This window comes from Mogibacterium diversum (genome assembly GCF_002998925.1).
Lineage (GTDB): Bacteria > Bacillota > Clostridia > Peptostreptococcales > Anaerovoracaceae > Mogibacterium > Mogibacterium diversum.
In genome coordinates this window covers 310755-327658 of record NZ_CP027228.1, presented here as the reverse complement: position 1 = coordinate 327658, position 16904 = coordinate 310755, and the positions used below count along the sequence as shown (strand labels likewise).

Sequence of the window (16904 nt, the reverse complement as noted above, 5' to 3'; positions counted from 1 at the left end):
CTTTGAACCTTAGTATAAAATACAGGATAGATACTATATTAACGAGGGCATAATATGAAAAGACAAGATTATATATCATGGGATGAATATTTCATGGGAGTTTCCCTGCTTGCAGCTAAGCGAAGTAAGGACCCTAACACACAGGTTGGAGCTTGCATTGTCGATATTAACAATGTGATTCTATCCACTGGTTACAACGGATTCCCTGTCGGTTGCTCGGATGATGATCTACCGTGGGACAGAACTGGTGAGGATACCAAGTACCCTTACGTTGTTCATGCTGAATTAAACGCAATTCTTAATTCAGGAGGCAAGTCACTTAGAGGTGCAACGATTTACGTTGGACTTTTCCCATGTAATGAATGCGCTAAGGCCATTATTCAGTCCGGCATAAAGGAGGTCGTATATCTAAACGACAAGTATGCTAACGAGAAATCCACCTTAGCATCTAAAAGGCTCCTCGGCATGGCTGGGGTTAAGCTTCGCAGGCTCACTCCTAGGGAAAAGAATCTCGTACTAAGCTTCGAAAACGAGCTTGATAGATAGCACTCAGATTTTTTACGATTATTATTAAGTAATTATTTTGTTAATTGGAGGTAGTTTTATGAAACTTCTAGTTGTTGGTCCTCGCGGCAAAATGGGTCGCCTGATTACAGCGATTGCTGCAGACCGTGAAGACATCACTGTTGTCGGTGGTGTCGCTCCTGCTGATAGAGATTACATCGGCAAGGACATCGGAGAAGTTGCTATGATTGGCAGAGTGTTAGGTGCTCCTGTTGTTTCAGACATCGAAGAGCTAATTGATGACTGCGATGTGATCATCGATTTCGCCACTGTTGAGCAGGCTATGATTACACTCGAAGCTGCGAAAAAGCACAAGAAAGCACTAATCTGTGGAACTACGGGTTTCAGCCAAGAACAGAGGGAAGCATTTGAAGAAGCAGGTAAAACAATCCCTGTAATGCTTGCGGCTAATACATCTAGACTTGTAAATGTTATGTATAAACTAATTGAAGATGCCACGAAATTGGCTGGTGATGTGGATGTTGAGATACTCGACATGCACGACAGCACTAAACTTGACTCTCCTAGTGGTACTGCTAAGGAAATCGGTGAGCTCGTAGCTAAAACTAGAGGCGAATCACTCCATGATGTGGATAGATATGGCAGACAAGGAAGGTGTCCTCGTGAGCACGGCGAGATTGCTTTTCATTCCATCCGAGGCGGAGATATCTCAAGCAGCCATACAACTTATTTTGTAGGTCTCGGCGAAAGGCTCGAGATAACTCACCACTCTCAGAGCTTTAAGTGCTTTGCTGCCGGTGTAGTTGACTGTGCAGTTTACCTCAGCAAGCAGCCTGTTGGATCATATACGGTTCAGGATTGCTTTGGGCTTTAGACTATTTATGTCAATCAACACATAGTGAATATATTGACTTCTGCTCCTTTATTTGTTGTTTATAGACCGCATTTAAAGTGTCGCAGAAGTTTTTCATTTATAATGATTTTTGTTTATTACCCTGCCTCATAATACTAACTGTATAATTATTTATATTAAGATTTAAAGCTTGATTTGTAGTTTTTTTATTATTCTTTATGATGAAACCAATAAGAATGGAATCCAGAATTAACAACAAATCCTCCCTTAGGTACTTGTCGTATTGTATTAACTATATTGATATAGTCCCCTACCCCAAAAATAAATGGAAATGCACAGTATGATAAAACTTTGGTTCCTATATCTCCCATGTTTACAAAAAAAACAGCCCAGAAAATATATGGAATAACGGCAAAAATTAATGTTGGCGCAATGGACATTAGTATAAATCTTTTTTTCTCGAGTGGCTTTGTAGAGTGACATGCTAGAACCCCATTGCTTAAGGATATGTAAATCTTCACATCCGCATTTTTTCCATAACACACAGCATGGATATATTCATGTAATATCGCCTGTATAATCCAAAGAGCTACTATATCCAAAGTAAAGTAATCTGCACCTATGTATGGTACACCCTGAATATCAGAAATAACCTTACTAATGGTAACAAAAATAATCGTTACGACTATTGCTAAAAGTAAACACTTAGGAATAAGCGCCTCTACATCCTTGCTCTCCTTGAACATAACTGCATTATCAGGTAGATTAGCTTCTTCTAGATTATGCAAATCCTTAATTAATTTATGCTTATTTAAAAACTTATACATAAAGATGTCCTAATATATACGATATAATCAATGAGGTAATAATACCTAAAAAAAACAGTACAAACTTATTCATATTTTCTCCAGTAAGCGGTGGTACTTTACTAGTAGCAACGCTAAATATAATTTATAACTAATCTATTGCTATTTTCCCCTATTCCCCCAAATGTATTTTTCCGGAGCACACCATCCACATATATAATCTAACATATCTGCAATCCACTGTTTATTTAGACTATCCGCTAAATTGTTGTGATACCTAAAAAGTATGTTATATGCTTGCTCTTGTGCAACTCTTAATTCTTTTATTTTAATCAAAATATCATATCCCTGCATATTGTATGCATGATAATTTTCCTCAGTTATATTCGTGGAAAGTTGCTTTATTTGATTAAATAATTCGTCTGCTGTACACATTAAAGGTTCCATAAATCGCTCTATCAACTTATCTGCCTGCTTTATGCCGTCGCATGCTGCTGATGTAATACCACCTGCATATCCACAGCCCTCACCTGCAGGATAAATACCGGAGATCGTTGTACTTTCGCCCGTCTCCCTATCTCTAATAACTCTTAGAGGTGCCGAGCTTCTAGTTTCAACAGCTTTGATCACTGCATCTGGGCTATCATATCCGTGAATCTTTTTGGCGAAATTCGGGACTGCTTCTCTTATCGCTTCGTATGCGAAGTCCGGAAGAGATGCAATGACCTTATCTGCTTTTCCAGAGAGGAACTCACCCATGGTGCAGGTTGGAGGATTGTAGTTTCCACCGCCATTTTCAAAGGCTAGTCTTTCGTACTTCTGCTGGAATCTGATGCCTGCTAGCACATCATCGGATTCAAAGTCGCGCACTCTCACATCGCAGAGAATGCCACTGTTAGCAGTGCCGCTATCTCTCCGCCTGTTGCTCATGCCGTTAACGCAGACTTCTCCACTATGTGTCGAGCAAGTTACAACCTCACCTCCAGGGCACATGCAGAAAGAATATACGCCTCTTCCATTGCTCGCTTTGTACGAAACCTTGTATTCTGCAGGCGGAAGCCTATCCTCTGCTCCGTACTGTGCTCTATCGATTAGCTCTTGTGGATGCTCCATTCTAACACCTATAGAAAGCGGTTTCTGCTCCATCGCAAGTTTCGAATCTTTGATTAACTCGTACGTATCTCTCGCACTATGACCAGTGGCAAGAATCATCGCATTGGTTTCAATAACCTCTTTACTTCCATCTGAAGAAGTGACAGTTACAGACCTTAGTTCGCCATTTGAAATCGATATATCGCTGAGCTTTGATCCAAACCTAACTTCGCCACCGTGGGCAATTATCTGCTCTCTAAGCCTTACTATCACTGCCCTCAGTACATCTGTACCTATGTGAGGCTTATGCTTATATATAATTTCTTCTCCTGCGCCAGCGTCAGCGAAGGTCTCCATTACGAACTTGATATTAGGATCTTTGATACCGCTGGTTAGCTTTCCATCGGAAAATGTACCAGCTCCACCTTCTCCAAAGAGAATGTTGGATTCTTCATTTAGAACGCCATCGTTTTTAAATGCCTCTACATCCTTAACACGTTCAGACATGCCCTTGCCACGCTCTATGACTATCGGTCTATATCCATTCCTAGCAAGCTCTAGGGCTGCAAATATCCCGCACGGACCAAATCCTACGATAACTGGGCGACCTATAAGATTCTCACTTCCAGGTATCGGGGCCAATTTTTCAATTTGCCTATGCACGTTACACTTATGCTTTTTTGCAATTCTAGGTGACACCTGCACTCTTGTCGTAAAATCCACGGTATATACCATGAATATATTTGACTTGTCCCTTGCATCTATCGACTCACGAGCAACCTGCCAAGTCATGATATCCGAAGCTTTTAAAGATAGCTGCTTAGATATTTTGGCTGGTAAATCAGTCATTTCACGTCCCACAGGAAGCTTAACTTCGCTAATACGGTATGAATATTTACCAGGCGTCTCTCCGCCGCGCCATACTCTATCTACAATTCTAGTTTCCATACTTTGTACTTCATCCTTATACTTTAACCTTTTCAGAGCCCTACTCGTACCTAGTCTAAATACGGTCTGCCACTGCAGCACCTGCACGCTTTCCGGACAGAAAAGCATGATTTAGGTTATATCCACCGCAAAAGCCGTCGTAATCTAGAACTTCACCAACAATATATAGATTCTTTACTAGATTTGATTCAAACGACGATTGATCAACTTCAGATTCTACAACTCCACCTGAAGTGCACTGCGCTTCCTTCCACCCCTTCTGGCCTGTCGGCTGGAACTTAAGAGCACTCGCACTTGCTACTAGCTTATCTCTTGCTTCTTCTGATGATAAGACTAGAGAGTCTTCATCTGCTTTAAAGCCAGCCTGCCTAATTATTTCAAGCGCTGCGCCTTCCTTGAAAACAGTCTTAAACACATCCACAAGCTTCTCGCTCTCTAAAAATTCATTATTTGTATTAGAAACTCTTTCGGCCGCACGCTTTAAAACCTCTCCTAACTCTACATCTCTACATAAATCAAGTTCGATTTCGAAGTTAGAAAAAGTATCTCCTGGTTCAAACTTCATCATCTTAGATAGATTAAATACGCATATGCCTGAGAGCCCAAACTTAGTGAATAGAACTTCTCCACATTCTCTATGTATTTCTTCGCCATTCTTAAATAGCTTCGCTTCCGCACGAACTCTTGTACCCGACAGCTTTGATAAATCTGCACCACCACACTCTATCGGTGCAAGTGAAGGCACGAGCCTAGTAACAGTATGACCAAGTCCTCTGAGCCACCTGTATCCTTCTCCAGTTGAACCGTATACAGGTGCGGACTTGCCACCTGCAGCTATTACAAGTGCTGACGAATATACGGTGCACTTAAGTGCATTAGCCAATCTACCTTGGCTACTTGCGCCCCCCATGGAAACCGACGTTACGAATTCAGTCTTGTCAGAAGCATACGATACTTCCATTGCAGTAACACCAGTATATACCTTTACACCGAGCTGCTTTAGCCTTAACTCAAGCAGTTCTGAAACATCAGCAGCAGACTCAGATACAGGGTAGAGAAATCCATTGTCATTAGTTTTAGTCACTATGCCTAGAGAACTCAAAAAACTAGTAACTTCACTAAAACCTTCCGCATTAACATTAGTTATATTGCATCTTCCATTACCAGTCGCACGAAGCTTACGGCCCATGATTTCATTTTTTTCAATCAAAACCACATCAAGCTTAGAATTGCTTCGCTTGGCACTTATAGCTGCTGCCATACCTGCTGGACCGCCACCGATTATTAAAATGTCACTTCTTAGAGTTTTGGGAATCTGAGGGCTATGGAATGCACCCTTTTCCCTCATGTGCTTTTGCGACATAAATACACCTTCTTGCATATATAAAATCATATAATTATATCATAATGGGCTAATACAAACATGCCCAGATGATTGTATTAGCCCATTATTCTTGTGGTATTAACTTTATGTATTCGCTTTATCCTATGCGAACTTCTCCGCTGCAGCCTTTAGCTGCTCAGCCTTATCTGTGTCTTCCCATCTAACGCCGAGCGCATCTCTGCCGAAGTGTCCGTAGGCTGCCAGTGCTCTATAGATTGGCTTAAGGAGGTCGAGCTGCTTGATGATAGCAGCTGGTCTCATATCGAAGTTCTCTCTCACTAGCTTGGCGATGTCTTCATCTTTGAGGCTTGCAGTCCCATAGGTGTTTACATATACGGAAACCGGCTCTGCGACGCCGATAGCATAAGCTAGCTCAATCTCGCATTTACGAGCAAGTCCAGCAGCGACGATATTTTTTGCAATATATCTAGCCATATATGCACCACTTCTATCAACCTTCGTTGGATCTTTACCTGAGAATGCACCACCACCATGGCTAGCATATCCACCGTAAGTATCAACGATGATCTTACGTCCTGTCAAACCAGAGTCACCCTTTGGACCACCGATTACGAATCTGCCAGTAGGGTTAACGAACAGTTTAGTTTCATCGTCGATTAGCTCAGCAGGGATAATAGGTTTAATTACATGTTCAATCATATCGCGTCTAATCTGTTCGAGAGTTGCATCTGGATCGTGCTGAGTTGAGATTACTACAGTGTCAACTCTTACAACCTTGTCATCATCATATTCAACTGTAACCTGCGTCTTACCATCAGGTCTTAAGTAGCTTACTGTACCATCTTTTCTTACTTCAGCAAGCCTTCTTGCTAGTTGGTGCGCGAGAGAAATAGGCATTGGCATGAGCTCTTCCGTCTCATCACAAGCGAATCCGAACATCATACCTTGATCTCCTGCACCAGTCATAGCATCATCGTCAGCTTCCTTTCCTTCCTTAACCTCAAAGGATTCGTTTACCCCCATGGCGATATCAGGCGACTGTTCCTCGATGCTGACGAGAACTGCGCAAGTGTTACCGTCAAAGCAAACTTCACTGCAATCATATCCTATACTCTTAACAACACCTCTAACAATTCCCTCGATATCTACAGTGCAGGTAGTTGAAATCTCACCAAATACGATTACAAATCCTGTCTTGGTTGCTGTCTCGCATGCTACATGAGCATGAGGATCTTCGGCAAGTATGGCATCAAGAATCGCATCGGATATTTGATCGCAAACTTTATCAGGATGACCTTCTGTAACCGATTCTGATGTAAATAATTTCTTCATTAAAAACCTCCATTGAGCATTACTGCCCTTCTTCAAATAAAAAACTCTTCAGCATGAGCCACATGCATGAAGAGACAATTTTCATCTATGAATATGTCTCCTCATCTTTCAGGCTTTACCTGTGGGACTTGGCACAACCGCAACATGCGATGCTGCCGCGAGTTCATCGGGCCCATTCCCTCACTCGCTCTTAATAAGGATTGTAAAAGTATTATATATGTAAATCCGTTAGTGTCAAGTTTCATATGTTACATATTATGGTTTTTTGAGAAAAATGGCAGCAAGAGCGAGATTATAGCTCAGTTTTGGTATAATCATAGTGTTATGGACTGACAAGGAGAATTAATATGCCCAAGCTAAGAGTTGTAGAAGGTAAACTTTCGAGCAAATATAATCATTTTAAAGACTATCGTTTTGACTCATGTATAGCGACAGACACTCGTCTCATGGGTGTCGTAGCAATGAAAGTCTCATGGACTGCAAAGGATGGAAGCAGAGATAAACTCTTCCAGCTTATTCATCTCGATTTCTCAGAATACGGCGTGGATGATTACCGTGAGATATTCTCAAATGCTAATAACCCCGAAGGTGGTCGTGAAGTTAGGTCAGAATGGAAACGTATATCAGGTGGTCTTGGAGGCAGTGAAGTTAAAATCCCATTCTTTACACTTGTGCAGCTAATTGATGAGGTTATAGCGACGAACGAAAAATATTATGAAGGCCACGAACCATTTATTCAGGCTTTTCGTAAAGAAACATTGATGAGGCTCAGACTTATGAAGGAGGCCTCTAGCAAGCTGCTATATGAGGGTGATAGCTTTGAAGAGAAGAGCAAGGAAGGACAGCAGTTAGTATGCAAATCCCCTCTCACCTCGTTTGAACTCATCAACTACTTCCTCATGAGGATGCTAGATAAAGATTTTCATGGTGCTTCGTTCCTCGGGGATGTGACCACCAGCGAAATGCAGCAAAGCAGGTTTAAGGAAATCGGTCTAGCTGAGCTGGTCAGGAATAAAATATCAAAAGAAAATACTTCCGCTACTCCTACCGGCGGAGAAGCGGTGTATAAGTCCAGGTTCACAGCGCTTTCCGATTCATATATCTACGGTGAAGCGCTGATCACACTTTCACCGCGCAGCCTCATGCGAACACGCAGCGTCCTAGATTTCGAAGTGACGACTCTAATGCACATCTCAAGCTACGAGGCAGCGCTCCAGCTCCAGCAGGCCGAGTATATAACGCTTTACGAACTGACAGTGCCTGCAGAAGCGTTCGATCTGGACGATTCCGTCTTCGGGGCAGACGCCACCATGTCGCCAGCCCCTAACGGAATCACATATATCCTATACAATAAGGATAATTATCATGTGGATTCATCAAACTACTATATGAATCACGACATGTATGGTGCATATCTATTGACACCTAATAATGAGCTCGTGGTCATGAGCCATGACATCATCAAGATAACTAATATGGAGGCCGATATAAGTAGAAGCATGAATGCTAGCAAACTCGAGTTGAAAGGCAGATACAAGCTAGAGACTCAGGTATTTAAGAGCTTCTCAGAGATGCCTGGTGCAAAATTTAGCGAGATGATTTATAGCCCGGAAAATAACGACTAATTTTATCTGTCAATGCTTGTTCTTTTTTGACTATCAAAATTAGCGCGAGTTATCCACATCGCTTGAATCCCAATAAAATGCACACATCAAGAATTATCCACATAAAAATCAAAAATCGTATACAATCTTTTCAACACCCAGAAGTGGATAAGTTGACAAACAAAAATGTGCATTTTTTACGGCTTAGCGATTCTATTCTGATATGTCAAGAGAAGTTATCAACAGTTTTAAAAAATGTTTTTATACATTTTTGTTCGATTTATAGAAGAACAATTTAGCAAGGAGAAAATATGACTACTGAAAAAGTTTTCCACAATGATCAATACTTAAAAACACTCGAGGCGACAATAACTGATATAGTTATTTCCAAGGAGATGACTGAAATTATAACAGATAGAACCATTTTTTTCGCTGAGGGCGGTGGGCAACCTGGTGACAGAGGAACCATCCATCTATCAGATGATAGCAGCAAAATAGTAACGATTTTTGATACTCATGATTCGGGTGATGCAGTGGCCCACTACACCAAGGACGAAGTGCCATTTATAGTCGGCGACAAGGTCATCTTAGAACTCGATTGGACATTTCGTTTCACCAATATGCAGAGACACTATGGTGAACACATTCTTAGTGGTGCGATATATAAACTATATAAAGGAGCCAACAAAGGTTTCCACATGGGACAGAATTATATAACCATAGATATTGATCTCGGAGGCGAGCTCATGACGGAAGAAATGCTCGAAGCATCTGAAGATCTATCTAATGAAGCTGTATGGGCAAATCTTCCTATACAAGCCCACAAGTTTGCTTCAGTTGAGGTGGCTAATGATATGCCACTTAGAAAAGCAGTTAACGAAAAGGTAGATGGAGATGTCGTAGTTGTCACGGTGGGCAATCCTGAGAATCCCTTTGACTGCTGTGCATGCTGCGGTACCTACCCTGCCTTTAGCGGTGAAGTCGGTGTAATAAAAATATTTAAGGCTGAGCCTAACAAGGGAATGACCAGAATTTATTTTGACTGCGGCCGAAATGCACTGCTTCACTACCGCAAGTCGCATAAGCTTCTTACCGAAGTGGCAGAGAAATTCTCATCAAAACCAGAGAATCTAATGCACGCCATTGCTAAGAAGGACAAAGAAGAAGCCGAGTTAAAGGCAGAGCGCGCAAGTCTTGCTGAATATGTTCGTAATTTCGAAGCAGAAGCGATTGCACGTAGTCTCGAATCGGGAATGAATTTTGTATATAAAGAGTATGACAACATATCTCCTAATGATCTTCAGAAGCTTGGTTTTAAGGCACTCGAGATGATTGACGGAGAAAAGCCATTACTAGCTCTTGCAAATTCCCCTTCCCATACGCTCATGCTCGTTTCCGATGGGAACTATCCCTGCGGCACCCTCGTAAAAGAACACGCTAAGAACTTTGGCGGAAAAGGTGGTGGACGCGATGATAATGCGAGAGCGCAATTTGATAGTAAAGATGGTCTTGAATCATTCGTGGAAGTTATAAAACAGAATTTATAGCTTGATATATTCACATTATATTGTGTTATAATCAGCTTAAGGAGGCGGTGTTATGTCAAATAAAGTCATAGTAACAATCGGAAGAGAATTTGGTAGCGGAGGTCACGAAGTTGGTAAGAGACTTGCGACTGAGCTTGGAATAAAATTCTATGATAATGAATTCATCAGCATGGCAGTTCAGAAGACTGGATTCCATGAAGATTACGTTAAGAACAACGAGGAGAAGGCCCCTGATTTTGCAGCTAGTGCACTCTTTTCAGGAATTGAGCTGTATCAGCCATCTCCATTCGATAAGATTCAGGCAGAGGAATACAAGATCATCAGAGAAATTGCTGCCGAGGATAGCTGTGTTATTGTTGGCCGTGGTGCAGATTACATACTTAGAGACCAGTCTCATGTCAGCATTTTCCTATTTGCTCCACTAGAGGATAGAGTAAAGCGCAAACTCGCTCTCCTATCTGGTCAGGATGCGAAGAATATGACTCCTGCTCAGATGGAGAAAATAGTTAAGCAGATGGACAAGCAGCGCCGTAGATACTACGAATACTACACTGATACAAAGTGGGGAGACAGAGATTCGTACGATTTGCTCATCAACACCAGCCGTGCGGGTATAGATGGTGCAGTAAAGATTATCAAGACATACATAGAGTCGAGTCGTGGCGAAAGCATGATGCCAGACTAGATTTTGATTTCGGTCTTAGATCTAAACTAGAACAATTCTTATAAAGCAGTACAAAACGCAGATGTTTCTGATTGAATCAATGAAGATTCTTTCAGTTTACATCTGCGTTATACATTTCTAATTCGGATAAGCCGAACTATATTGACTTCAAATACTCAACCTCTGCTGGTCCAAGCTTTCTATATCCGCCAACCGCCAGTCGCCCGATTACTAAATTACCAATCTTGATTCTCTCTAGCTCCTGAACCGGTGCATCGATAGCCTTAAACATGCGTCGAACCTGATGGTTCTTACCTTCATGAATAGTGATATCAACTACTGTTGAGTTTCTATTGTGCTTTATAACATCTACCTTGGCAGGTGAAGTTCTAAAACCACCTATGTCGATGCCTTTTTCAAGTCTTGCAATCTTGCCACGTGTAAGTATACCAGATACTACCGCACGGTAAGTCTTATCGAGCTCCTTAGACGGATGCATGAGCTTATTTGCAACATCTCCATCATTGGTAAGAATAAGAAGACCAGAAGTGTTATAATCAAGTCTTCCCACGGGAAAAATCCTCCTGTCCTCATCCTGAATTAAGTCGAGAACTGTCGGTCTATTCTTATCATCTGAGGTAGTGGTCACGTATCCTACTGGCTTATTTAACAGTATATAAGTCTTACTAGTCTCCGGCGATATCTTTCTGCCCTCACACAGAACCTCATCATCTGGCTTCACATCATATCCTGGCTCTTTCATTACAGCACCATTGACAGCTACCTTACCGTCTAATATAAGCTGATCAGCCTTTCGCCTGCTAGTTACACCAGAGGAAGCGATATATTTATTTATCCTCACTATCCGCATCTCCTTCAAAATTGATTGATAACTGCTCATGAGGAGTTTCCTCATCGTATTCCTCGATATCGTCGAACTCTGTTATATCAGGCAGGTCTTTTATTGATGCAAATCCAAATTTCTTAAGGAACTCACCTGTCGTCTTGTATAACAGCGGACGGCCAACGCCTTCTGACCTTCCAGCAACATCGACCAAATCCTTACTCATGAGTCCATCAATGACTCTCTCGCTCTTGATACCTCTAATTGAATCGATTTCACCTTTAGTAACAGGTTGTCTGTAAGCTATGATAGCAAGCACTTCGAGTGCTGCCTGCGATAGCTTCTTGACCTTGACTGGAGTGCAGAGCTTCTCGATGAAAATCTCGTTTTCAGCATGCGTTACGAACTGAAAAGCACCATCCACCTCTCTAATCCTGATTCCGCGTCCCATCATCGCATACTCACGCTGTAAATCCAGAAATAAATCTTTAACTACTTTCTTATCAGCATCTAAAACCTCTGCTGCATCCTTGACCTTGAGCGGTTCTCCCCAGACAAACATCATCGATTCAAGTGCTGATTTCATTACCTTATCATTGTACATCTGTCTGAACCTCTTTCTTTATAACACTTATATTTCCGTAGTTTTTCTCTTGCCTTGCATCTACTTCTTGCATCTTAATCATCTCAAGAAGCGACATAAACGAAAGCGTGATATCGTATCTATCCGCCTCCTCTGGCACTAGCTCTGTAAAATCAATATACTCACCCACAGAAACTCTGTCTTTAATTATTGCTGTCATGTAGTTTATACGATCCTCTATAGAAGCTCGCTCTCTCTTTATTCTCTGATATCTCTTTTTGACATCTGCCACACGCTTCTTCTTTTGTAAAAATGCATTAAACGCGTTAACAAACTGCTCGATATCTGCTTTTAAAAGTTCATCTGGTGAGTCTAGATATTCCGATATATCTTCAGCTGGTTTCTCATGTATGCACTGGTTTGCCTCCAGTCTCTCCTGAAGCATCTCAGCGATTTTCTTGGTCTTTACGTATTCAGCAAGCCTGCTCGCTAGCTCCATGCGCGGATCTTCATCAATTATGACTTCACCAGCATCATTGACACGAGGAAGCAGCATATGTGACTTGAGCCTAATAAGTACAGCTGCTAGGACTATGAACTCGCTGCTTACTTCGACATTAAGTTCCCCCATCTCTTTTAGATAGCCTATGTACTGCTCCGTTATCTCAGCCACTCGTATATCGTAAATATCCATCTTGGCATTCTGAATCAGATAAACCAGCAGATCGAATGGCCCTTCAAATTTATCAATTCTTACTTTGTACAAGTGCTGCCTCCACATTTGAATCCATCATCAAAATATATTTCTTCTAAGTACAAACCTTCTGGTGGTGCCGTAAACCCCGCCTTACTCCTATCAGTGGATGCTATGATAGCCTCCATATCGCTAGCTTCTCTCTTGCCAGTTCCAATCTCAAGCAAAGTGCCGACTAGGATTCTAACCATATTATACAGGAAACCATCACCAGTGACCTTGATAATAGTCCTGTCACCTTCTTGTATTATGGTAATATCCGTGATCGTCCTAACAGTCGTCTCTCTGGGAATCCCACCTGATGTTTGAAATGAAGCGAAGTCATGTGTTCCAACTGCAAGCTTTGCTGCCTTACGCATAGCCTCGTGATCAAGCTCTAAGCCAAATTGATACACATGATTACGTTCAAATATATCACCACTTCTATCGATAATATACTTATAAGTCTTACCATGGCAAGAAAATCTGGCGTGAAAATCCTCCGGAACTTCATGTGCCGAAATGACCTTAATATCACCAGGAAGTCCACTTCTCCCTAGACCACCTGCACCGAATCTTCTGTTCATGATATCTGCTAGTTTATCAGTTGGAAGTGGATTGTCCCATGTGAAGGAACAGCATTGACCTAATGCATGTACACCTGTATCGGTTCTGCTTGTTCCATTTATAGGCACTTCATAACCTGCGATAAAGCGGAGCACATGTTCAACTTCGCCTTGCACAGTCCTAACATCAACCTGCTTTTGCCAGCCGTGAAAATTCGTGCCGTCATATTGAATTTTAAGAAGAATATTCTTGCTTCCCTCAGACATATTTACCTTTCTATCTATTTACATAAACTATACTTCGTAGCTTCTTCTACAAGGTCCCTATATTATTTTTTAGCTAGCTTCACTATAGTAGCACAAGTGGAAGATAATCCCATAAAACCAATACATATAGAGTTACAGCAGGAAGAGCATATACGAGCATCGGTCTATGTTCATCAGCATCAAATTTCTTTGTGATGCTCAGGTAAATAATGTGAATAAGTGCGAAAACAGAAATCAAAATGAATATCGCAATCACTCCATGCATACCTGTAACCAAGCCTATTGATATGTAGAACTTGATGTCCGCTCCGCCAATTACTGTCTTGTGGTAAATTAATCTCCCTAAACCATATGTAGCGAGTCCAAGCGATAATCCTATGAGCGCACCATAAATAGGCTCGAGCAACTTCTCGTTAAAACTCACGAAACCAACTGCTGATACGGCTAATAGCACGTTCAGTTGGTCAGGAATTATGCGATACTTGGCATCACATATTGCCATCATGGTAACAATGAATATCAAAAGCATACCGGCAATCATAAACTGTGATGATTCCCTGATGGACAAAAATACGCCGCTTGCTCCGAAGAATACAGTGAAAACGAGCTTCCACGGAGTGCTAGGAAGTCTCTGTCTCTCACTTTCAATATCTGCGATAAGTGATGATGGGAGATTTTCTCCCTCCTCCTGAAACCATCTCACAGGCATGTTATTAAACCAGACAACTGTACCATTGCCTAGCAGTAATGCGATAATTACTGAAATTACCGATTTAATTATCATAAATACGTAATATTGATCCATTCGCTAATTATAACACACAATATAATATATAAGGCACCCCAAAGGGCGCCTTAATGTACCTATTATAAGTCTATTATCAACAAAATCTATCTCTTATTTGATTGTCTCCATACATTTACCTTCTTTGCTGACTCAATGAGTTCCTCTCTGAAATCAGGATGTGCTAGGTTAATCAGCTTTTCGGCACGTTCCCATACTGAAGCTCCTGCGAGATTTTCTATGCCATACTCAGTTACCATAGTATATGCCTGACTTCGCGGATCCGTAATTATGTCGCCACCAGTAAACGTAGGTTTGATATTCGAATGTAGATTTCCTTTTTTATCTGTATATGTAGAAGGAAGTGCGATAAAGCTCTGAGCTCTAGGATTCTTGAAACCTGCAGTGAGGAAATCAAGCTGCCCTCCAGTTCCACTTATATGCCTAGTTCCCGCACTTTCTGCTGAAATTTGTCCAAATAAATCCACCGCGATACAACTGTTTATGGATACGAAGTTGTCAATTTCTCCTATTACTGAAAGGTCGTTTACATAATTTATTGGAGCACAGCACATGCTAGGGTTATCTGAAACCCAGTCGAATAATTCTTTTGTACCGTGGGCGATACTGAACACCGATTTACCTCTCATGATGTCATGCTTATTTAAATTTGTTATCTTACCTGCCTTGTGCATATCGAGATAAGCATTTACTAGCAGTTCTGTATGAATTCCAAGGTCTTTGAGCTCAGACTCAGCAATCAGTTTTCCTATCGCATCTGGCATACCTCCAACTCCGAGCTGAATACATGCACCATTTGTCATTCTATCAACGATAGATTCAGCAATCTGCTCCTCTACTGGACCAGCTACAATTGAAGGGAATTCAGTAAGTCCCTCATGTTCCCCTTCAATAACCATATCTACTTCCGAGATATGTATGGTATTTTCAAGTCCATGAACAAAAGGTAGTTTCTCATTTACCTCAAGAATGATAATATCCGCTACATCAAAAACTGCACGAGCATGAGAATTGCTCATTGACATGTTAAAGTAGCCGTGCTCATCCATTGGAGTTACGCCCATTACAGCGACATTTACCGTAAGAAAACGCCTGTAGTAATCGGGGAGATTTCTAAATACCATAGGAATGAACTTGCAGAGTCCCCTATCAGACAGCTTCCTCTCATATCCGATCATGTGCCACGAATTATATGTGAAGTGTTCTGCATCTGGATCCTGCTCAGCTATCTGTAGTGGTTTAGTTATGAGTAGTGCGCGTACTTTTACATCCTCAAGTTCAGCTTTTCTTGCTGCAAGCGCCTCATCAAAGAGGGTTGGAAAGCCCTGGTAGCATCCGAAATCTACCCAATCGCCACTCTTTACGACCTGCGCAGCTTCGCTAGGTGTTTTAAGCTTTGAATTATAAAGTTCTCTATAGTTCATTGATATCCTCTAACCTTTCGTCTAGCCAAGTTCTAATATCGTCGTACACAGAGTCTCTGTCTGTCTCATTAAGGATCTCATGTCTGTCATCATAATACAGTTTGATATCCACTATGCACTTAGTGTTGCTCACATACTGCATATATGCTTTTCTAACGCCTTCTCCAAAGTCACCCACTGGGTCTTCAGCGCCAGAAACGAAGAGCATAGCAAGGTTTGGAGAGATTGTTTTAGCACTATCCTTATCAATACACCTCAGGACACCCTTAAACATCTCTTTGTATGCATTTACGGTAAAAATAAAGCTACACCACTCTTCCTCGCAGTACCAATCAACAATCTCAGTATCCTTTGTTAGCCAATCAAATTGCGTCCTTGCCGGCTTAAACTTTTTATTATACGAAGAGAATGCCATAGAGTTAATGAGTTTACTTCTATATCGAGGCCCTCTCACAGCTTTAAACAGGGATGCCAGTGCACTTCCCGCATGCAAAACCAACGCATTAGGCTGACATGTCCCCATCACTATCGCGCCCGCTAGACCTTCAGAGTAGCTAATTCCATCATTATCTTTTTCCGTTAGATACTGACGCAAGAGACAAGATCCCATGCTGTGACCGAGTATGAAATATGGAATATCTGGATATTCCTTAGATGTTCTATTTCTAAGTTCATGGATATCAGCAATCAAAGTCTCATTGCCATGATCGCCAAAATACCCGTAATCATCAGGCGTGAGTGCCGATTCTCCATGCCCAAGCAAATCATGTCCAACGACAACATATCCGTGATCAGTCAGATACGAAGCAAATGCACTGTACCTGCCAACGAACTCAACCATTCCATGTATTATCTGTAGAACCGCCTTCGGTTTCTCATCTGGTATCCATTTTCTAACATGTATCGGTGTCTTTGCATCTGCCGACATAAATGTTTCATCAATCTTTTTCATCAGTTAATTTCCTT

The 16904-nt window shown here is 41.5% G+C and carries 16 protein-coding genes and 1 riboswitch; of the genes, 5 read left to right on the top strand and 11 right to left on the bottom strand.

Features of this window, described 5'->3' with window-relative positions:
* Positions 1–54 precede the first annotated feature (54 nt).
* Positions 55–546, top strand: coding sequence for a deoxycytidylate deaminase (locus tag C5Q96_RS01515; RefSeq protein WP_106056568.1), 492 nt, complete (start codon positions 55–57; stop codon positions 544–546).
* A gap of 58 nt (positions 547–604) precedes the next feature.
* Positions 605–1399 (top strand): 4-hydroxy-tetrahydrodipicolinate reductase, encoded by a 795-nt coding sequence (gene dapB / locus C5Q96_RS01510; RefSeq protein ID WP_106056566.1) that lies wholly within the window; start codon positions 605–607, stop codon positions 1397–1399.
* A 188-nt stretch (positions 1400–1587) separates the two neighbouring features.
* Here dapB and C5Q96_RS01505 read toward each other — a convergent pair whose 3' ends face one another.
* From C5Q96_RS01505 to metK, 4 genes are all read right to left on the bottom strand, one after another.
* Positions 1588–2205: a DUF3267 domain-containing protein gene (locus C5Q96_RS01505; protein WP_106056564.1), complete on the bottom strand. Its 618-nt coding sequence runs from the start codon at positions 2203–2205 to the stop codon at positions 1588–1590.
* A gap of 141 nt (positions 2206–2346) precedes the next feature.
* Positions 2347–4224 (bottom strand): FAD-dependent protein, encoded by a 1878-nt coding sequence (locus C5Q96_RS01500; protein ID WP_245905579.1) that lies wholly within the window; start codon positions 4222–4224, stop codon positions 2347–2349.
* 55 nt (positions 4225–4279) lie between these two features.
* A complete protein-coding gene (locus tag C5Q96_RS01495) occupies positions 4280–5587 on the bottom strand; it encodes an aminoacetone oxidase family FAD-binding enzyme (RefSeq protein ID WP_158696651.1) in 1308 nt (435 codons plus the stop codon).
* Positions 5588–5710: 123 nt separating this feature from the next.
* The gene (gene metK / locus C5Q96_RS01490) at positions 5711–6901 is read right to left on the bottom strand and encodes a methionine adenosyltransferase (RefSeq protein WP_106056560.1); all 1191 of its coding nucleotides are present in this window, start codon (positions 6899–6901) and stop codon (positions 5711–5713) included.
* Between the two features lie 98 nt (positions 6902–6999).
* A riboswitch (SAM riboswitch) is annotated at positions 7000–7101 on the bottom strand.
* 147 nt (positions 7102–7248) lie between these two features.
* Between metK and C5Q96_RS01485 the strand changes: the two genes are divergently transcribed.
* From C5Q96_RS01485 to C5Q96_RS01475, 3 genes are all read left to right on the top strand, one after another.
* Positions 7249–8526 carry a hypothetical protein gene (locus C5Q96_RS01485; protein ID WP_106056558.1) on the top strand — a complete coding sequence of 426 codons (1278 nt, stop codon included), beginning with the start codon at positions 7249–7251 and terminating at the stop codon, positions 8524–8526.
* A 290-nt stretch (positions 8527–8816) separates the two neighbouring features.
* Positions 8817–10052, top strand: a complete 1236-nt coding sequence (locus C5Q96_RS01480) for an alanyl-tRNA editing protein (protein ID WP_106056556.1) — start codon at positions 8817–8819, stop codon at positions 10050–10052.
* Positions 10053–10104: 52 nt separating this feature from the next.
* Positions 10105–10737: a cytidylate kinase-like family protein gene (locus C5Q96_RS01475; RefSeq protein ID WP_106056554.1), complete on the top strand. Its 633-nt coding sequence runs from the start codon at positions 10105–10107 to the stop codon at positions 10735–10737.
* Positions 10738–10873: 136 nt separating this feature from the next.
* On the opposite strand, the gene C5Q96_RS01470 is transcribed toward C5Q96_RS01475, so the two are convergent.
* The 7 genes from C5Q96_RS01470 to C5Q96_RS01440 all read right to left on the bottom strand — a co-directional run bounded on the left by C5Q96_RS01470 (position 10874) and on the right by C5Q96_RS01440 (position 16890).
* Entirely contained in the window at positions 10874–11587 is a 714-nt protein-coding gene (locus C5Q96_RS01470) for a pseudouridine synthase (protein WP_334293713.1), read from the bottom strand.
* A complete protein-coding gene (gene scpB / locus C5Q96_RS01465) occupies positions 11565–12164 on the bottom strand; it encodes an SMC-Scp complex subunit ScpB (protein ID WP_106056550.1) in 600 nt (199 codons plus the stop codon). Before scpB ends, C5Q96_RS01470 begins: the two co-directional genes overlap by 23 nt.
* A complete protein-coding gene (locus tag C5Q96_RS01460) occupies positions 12154–12909 on the bottom strand; it encodes a segregation and condensation protein A (RefSeq protein ID WP_106056548.1) in 756 nt (251 codons plus the stop codon). Before C5Q96_RS01460 ends, scpB begins: the two co-directional genes overlap by 11 nt.
* Positions 12897–13709, bottom strand: a complete 813-nt coding sequence (gene truA / locus C5Q96_RS01455) for a tRNA pseudouridine(38-40) synthase TruA (protein ID WP_106056546.1) — start codon at positions 13707–13709, stop codon at positions 12897–12899. The genes C5Q96_RS01460 and truA overlap by 13 nt, the downstream gene beginning before the upstream one ends.
* Before the next feature lie 82 nt (positions 13710–13791).
* Entirely contained in the window at positions 13792–14493 is a 702-nt protein-coding gene (locus tag C5Q96_RS01450) for a prepilin peptidase (RefSeq protein ID WP_158696650.1), read from the bottom strand.
* A gap of 107 nt (positions 14494–14600) precedes the next feature.
* Positions 14601–15938: an acetyl-CoA hydrolase/transferase family protein gene (locus C5Q96_RS01445; RefSeq protein WP_106056541.1), complete on the bottom strand. Its 1338-nt coding sequence runs from the start codon at positions 15936–15938 to the stop codon at positions 14601–14603.
* Entirely contained in the window at positions 15928–16890 is a 963-nt protein-coding gene (locus tag C5Q96_RS01440; protein ID WP_106056539.1) for an alpha/beta fold hydrolase, read from the bottom strand. Before C5Q96_RS01440 ends, C5Q96_RS01445 begins: the two co-directional genes overlap by 11 nt.
* Positions 16891–16904: the final 14 nt, after the last annotated feature.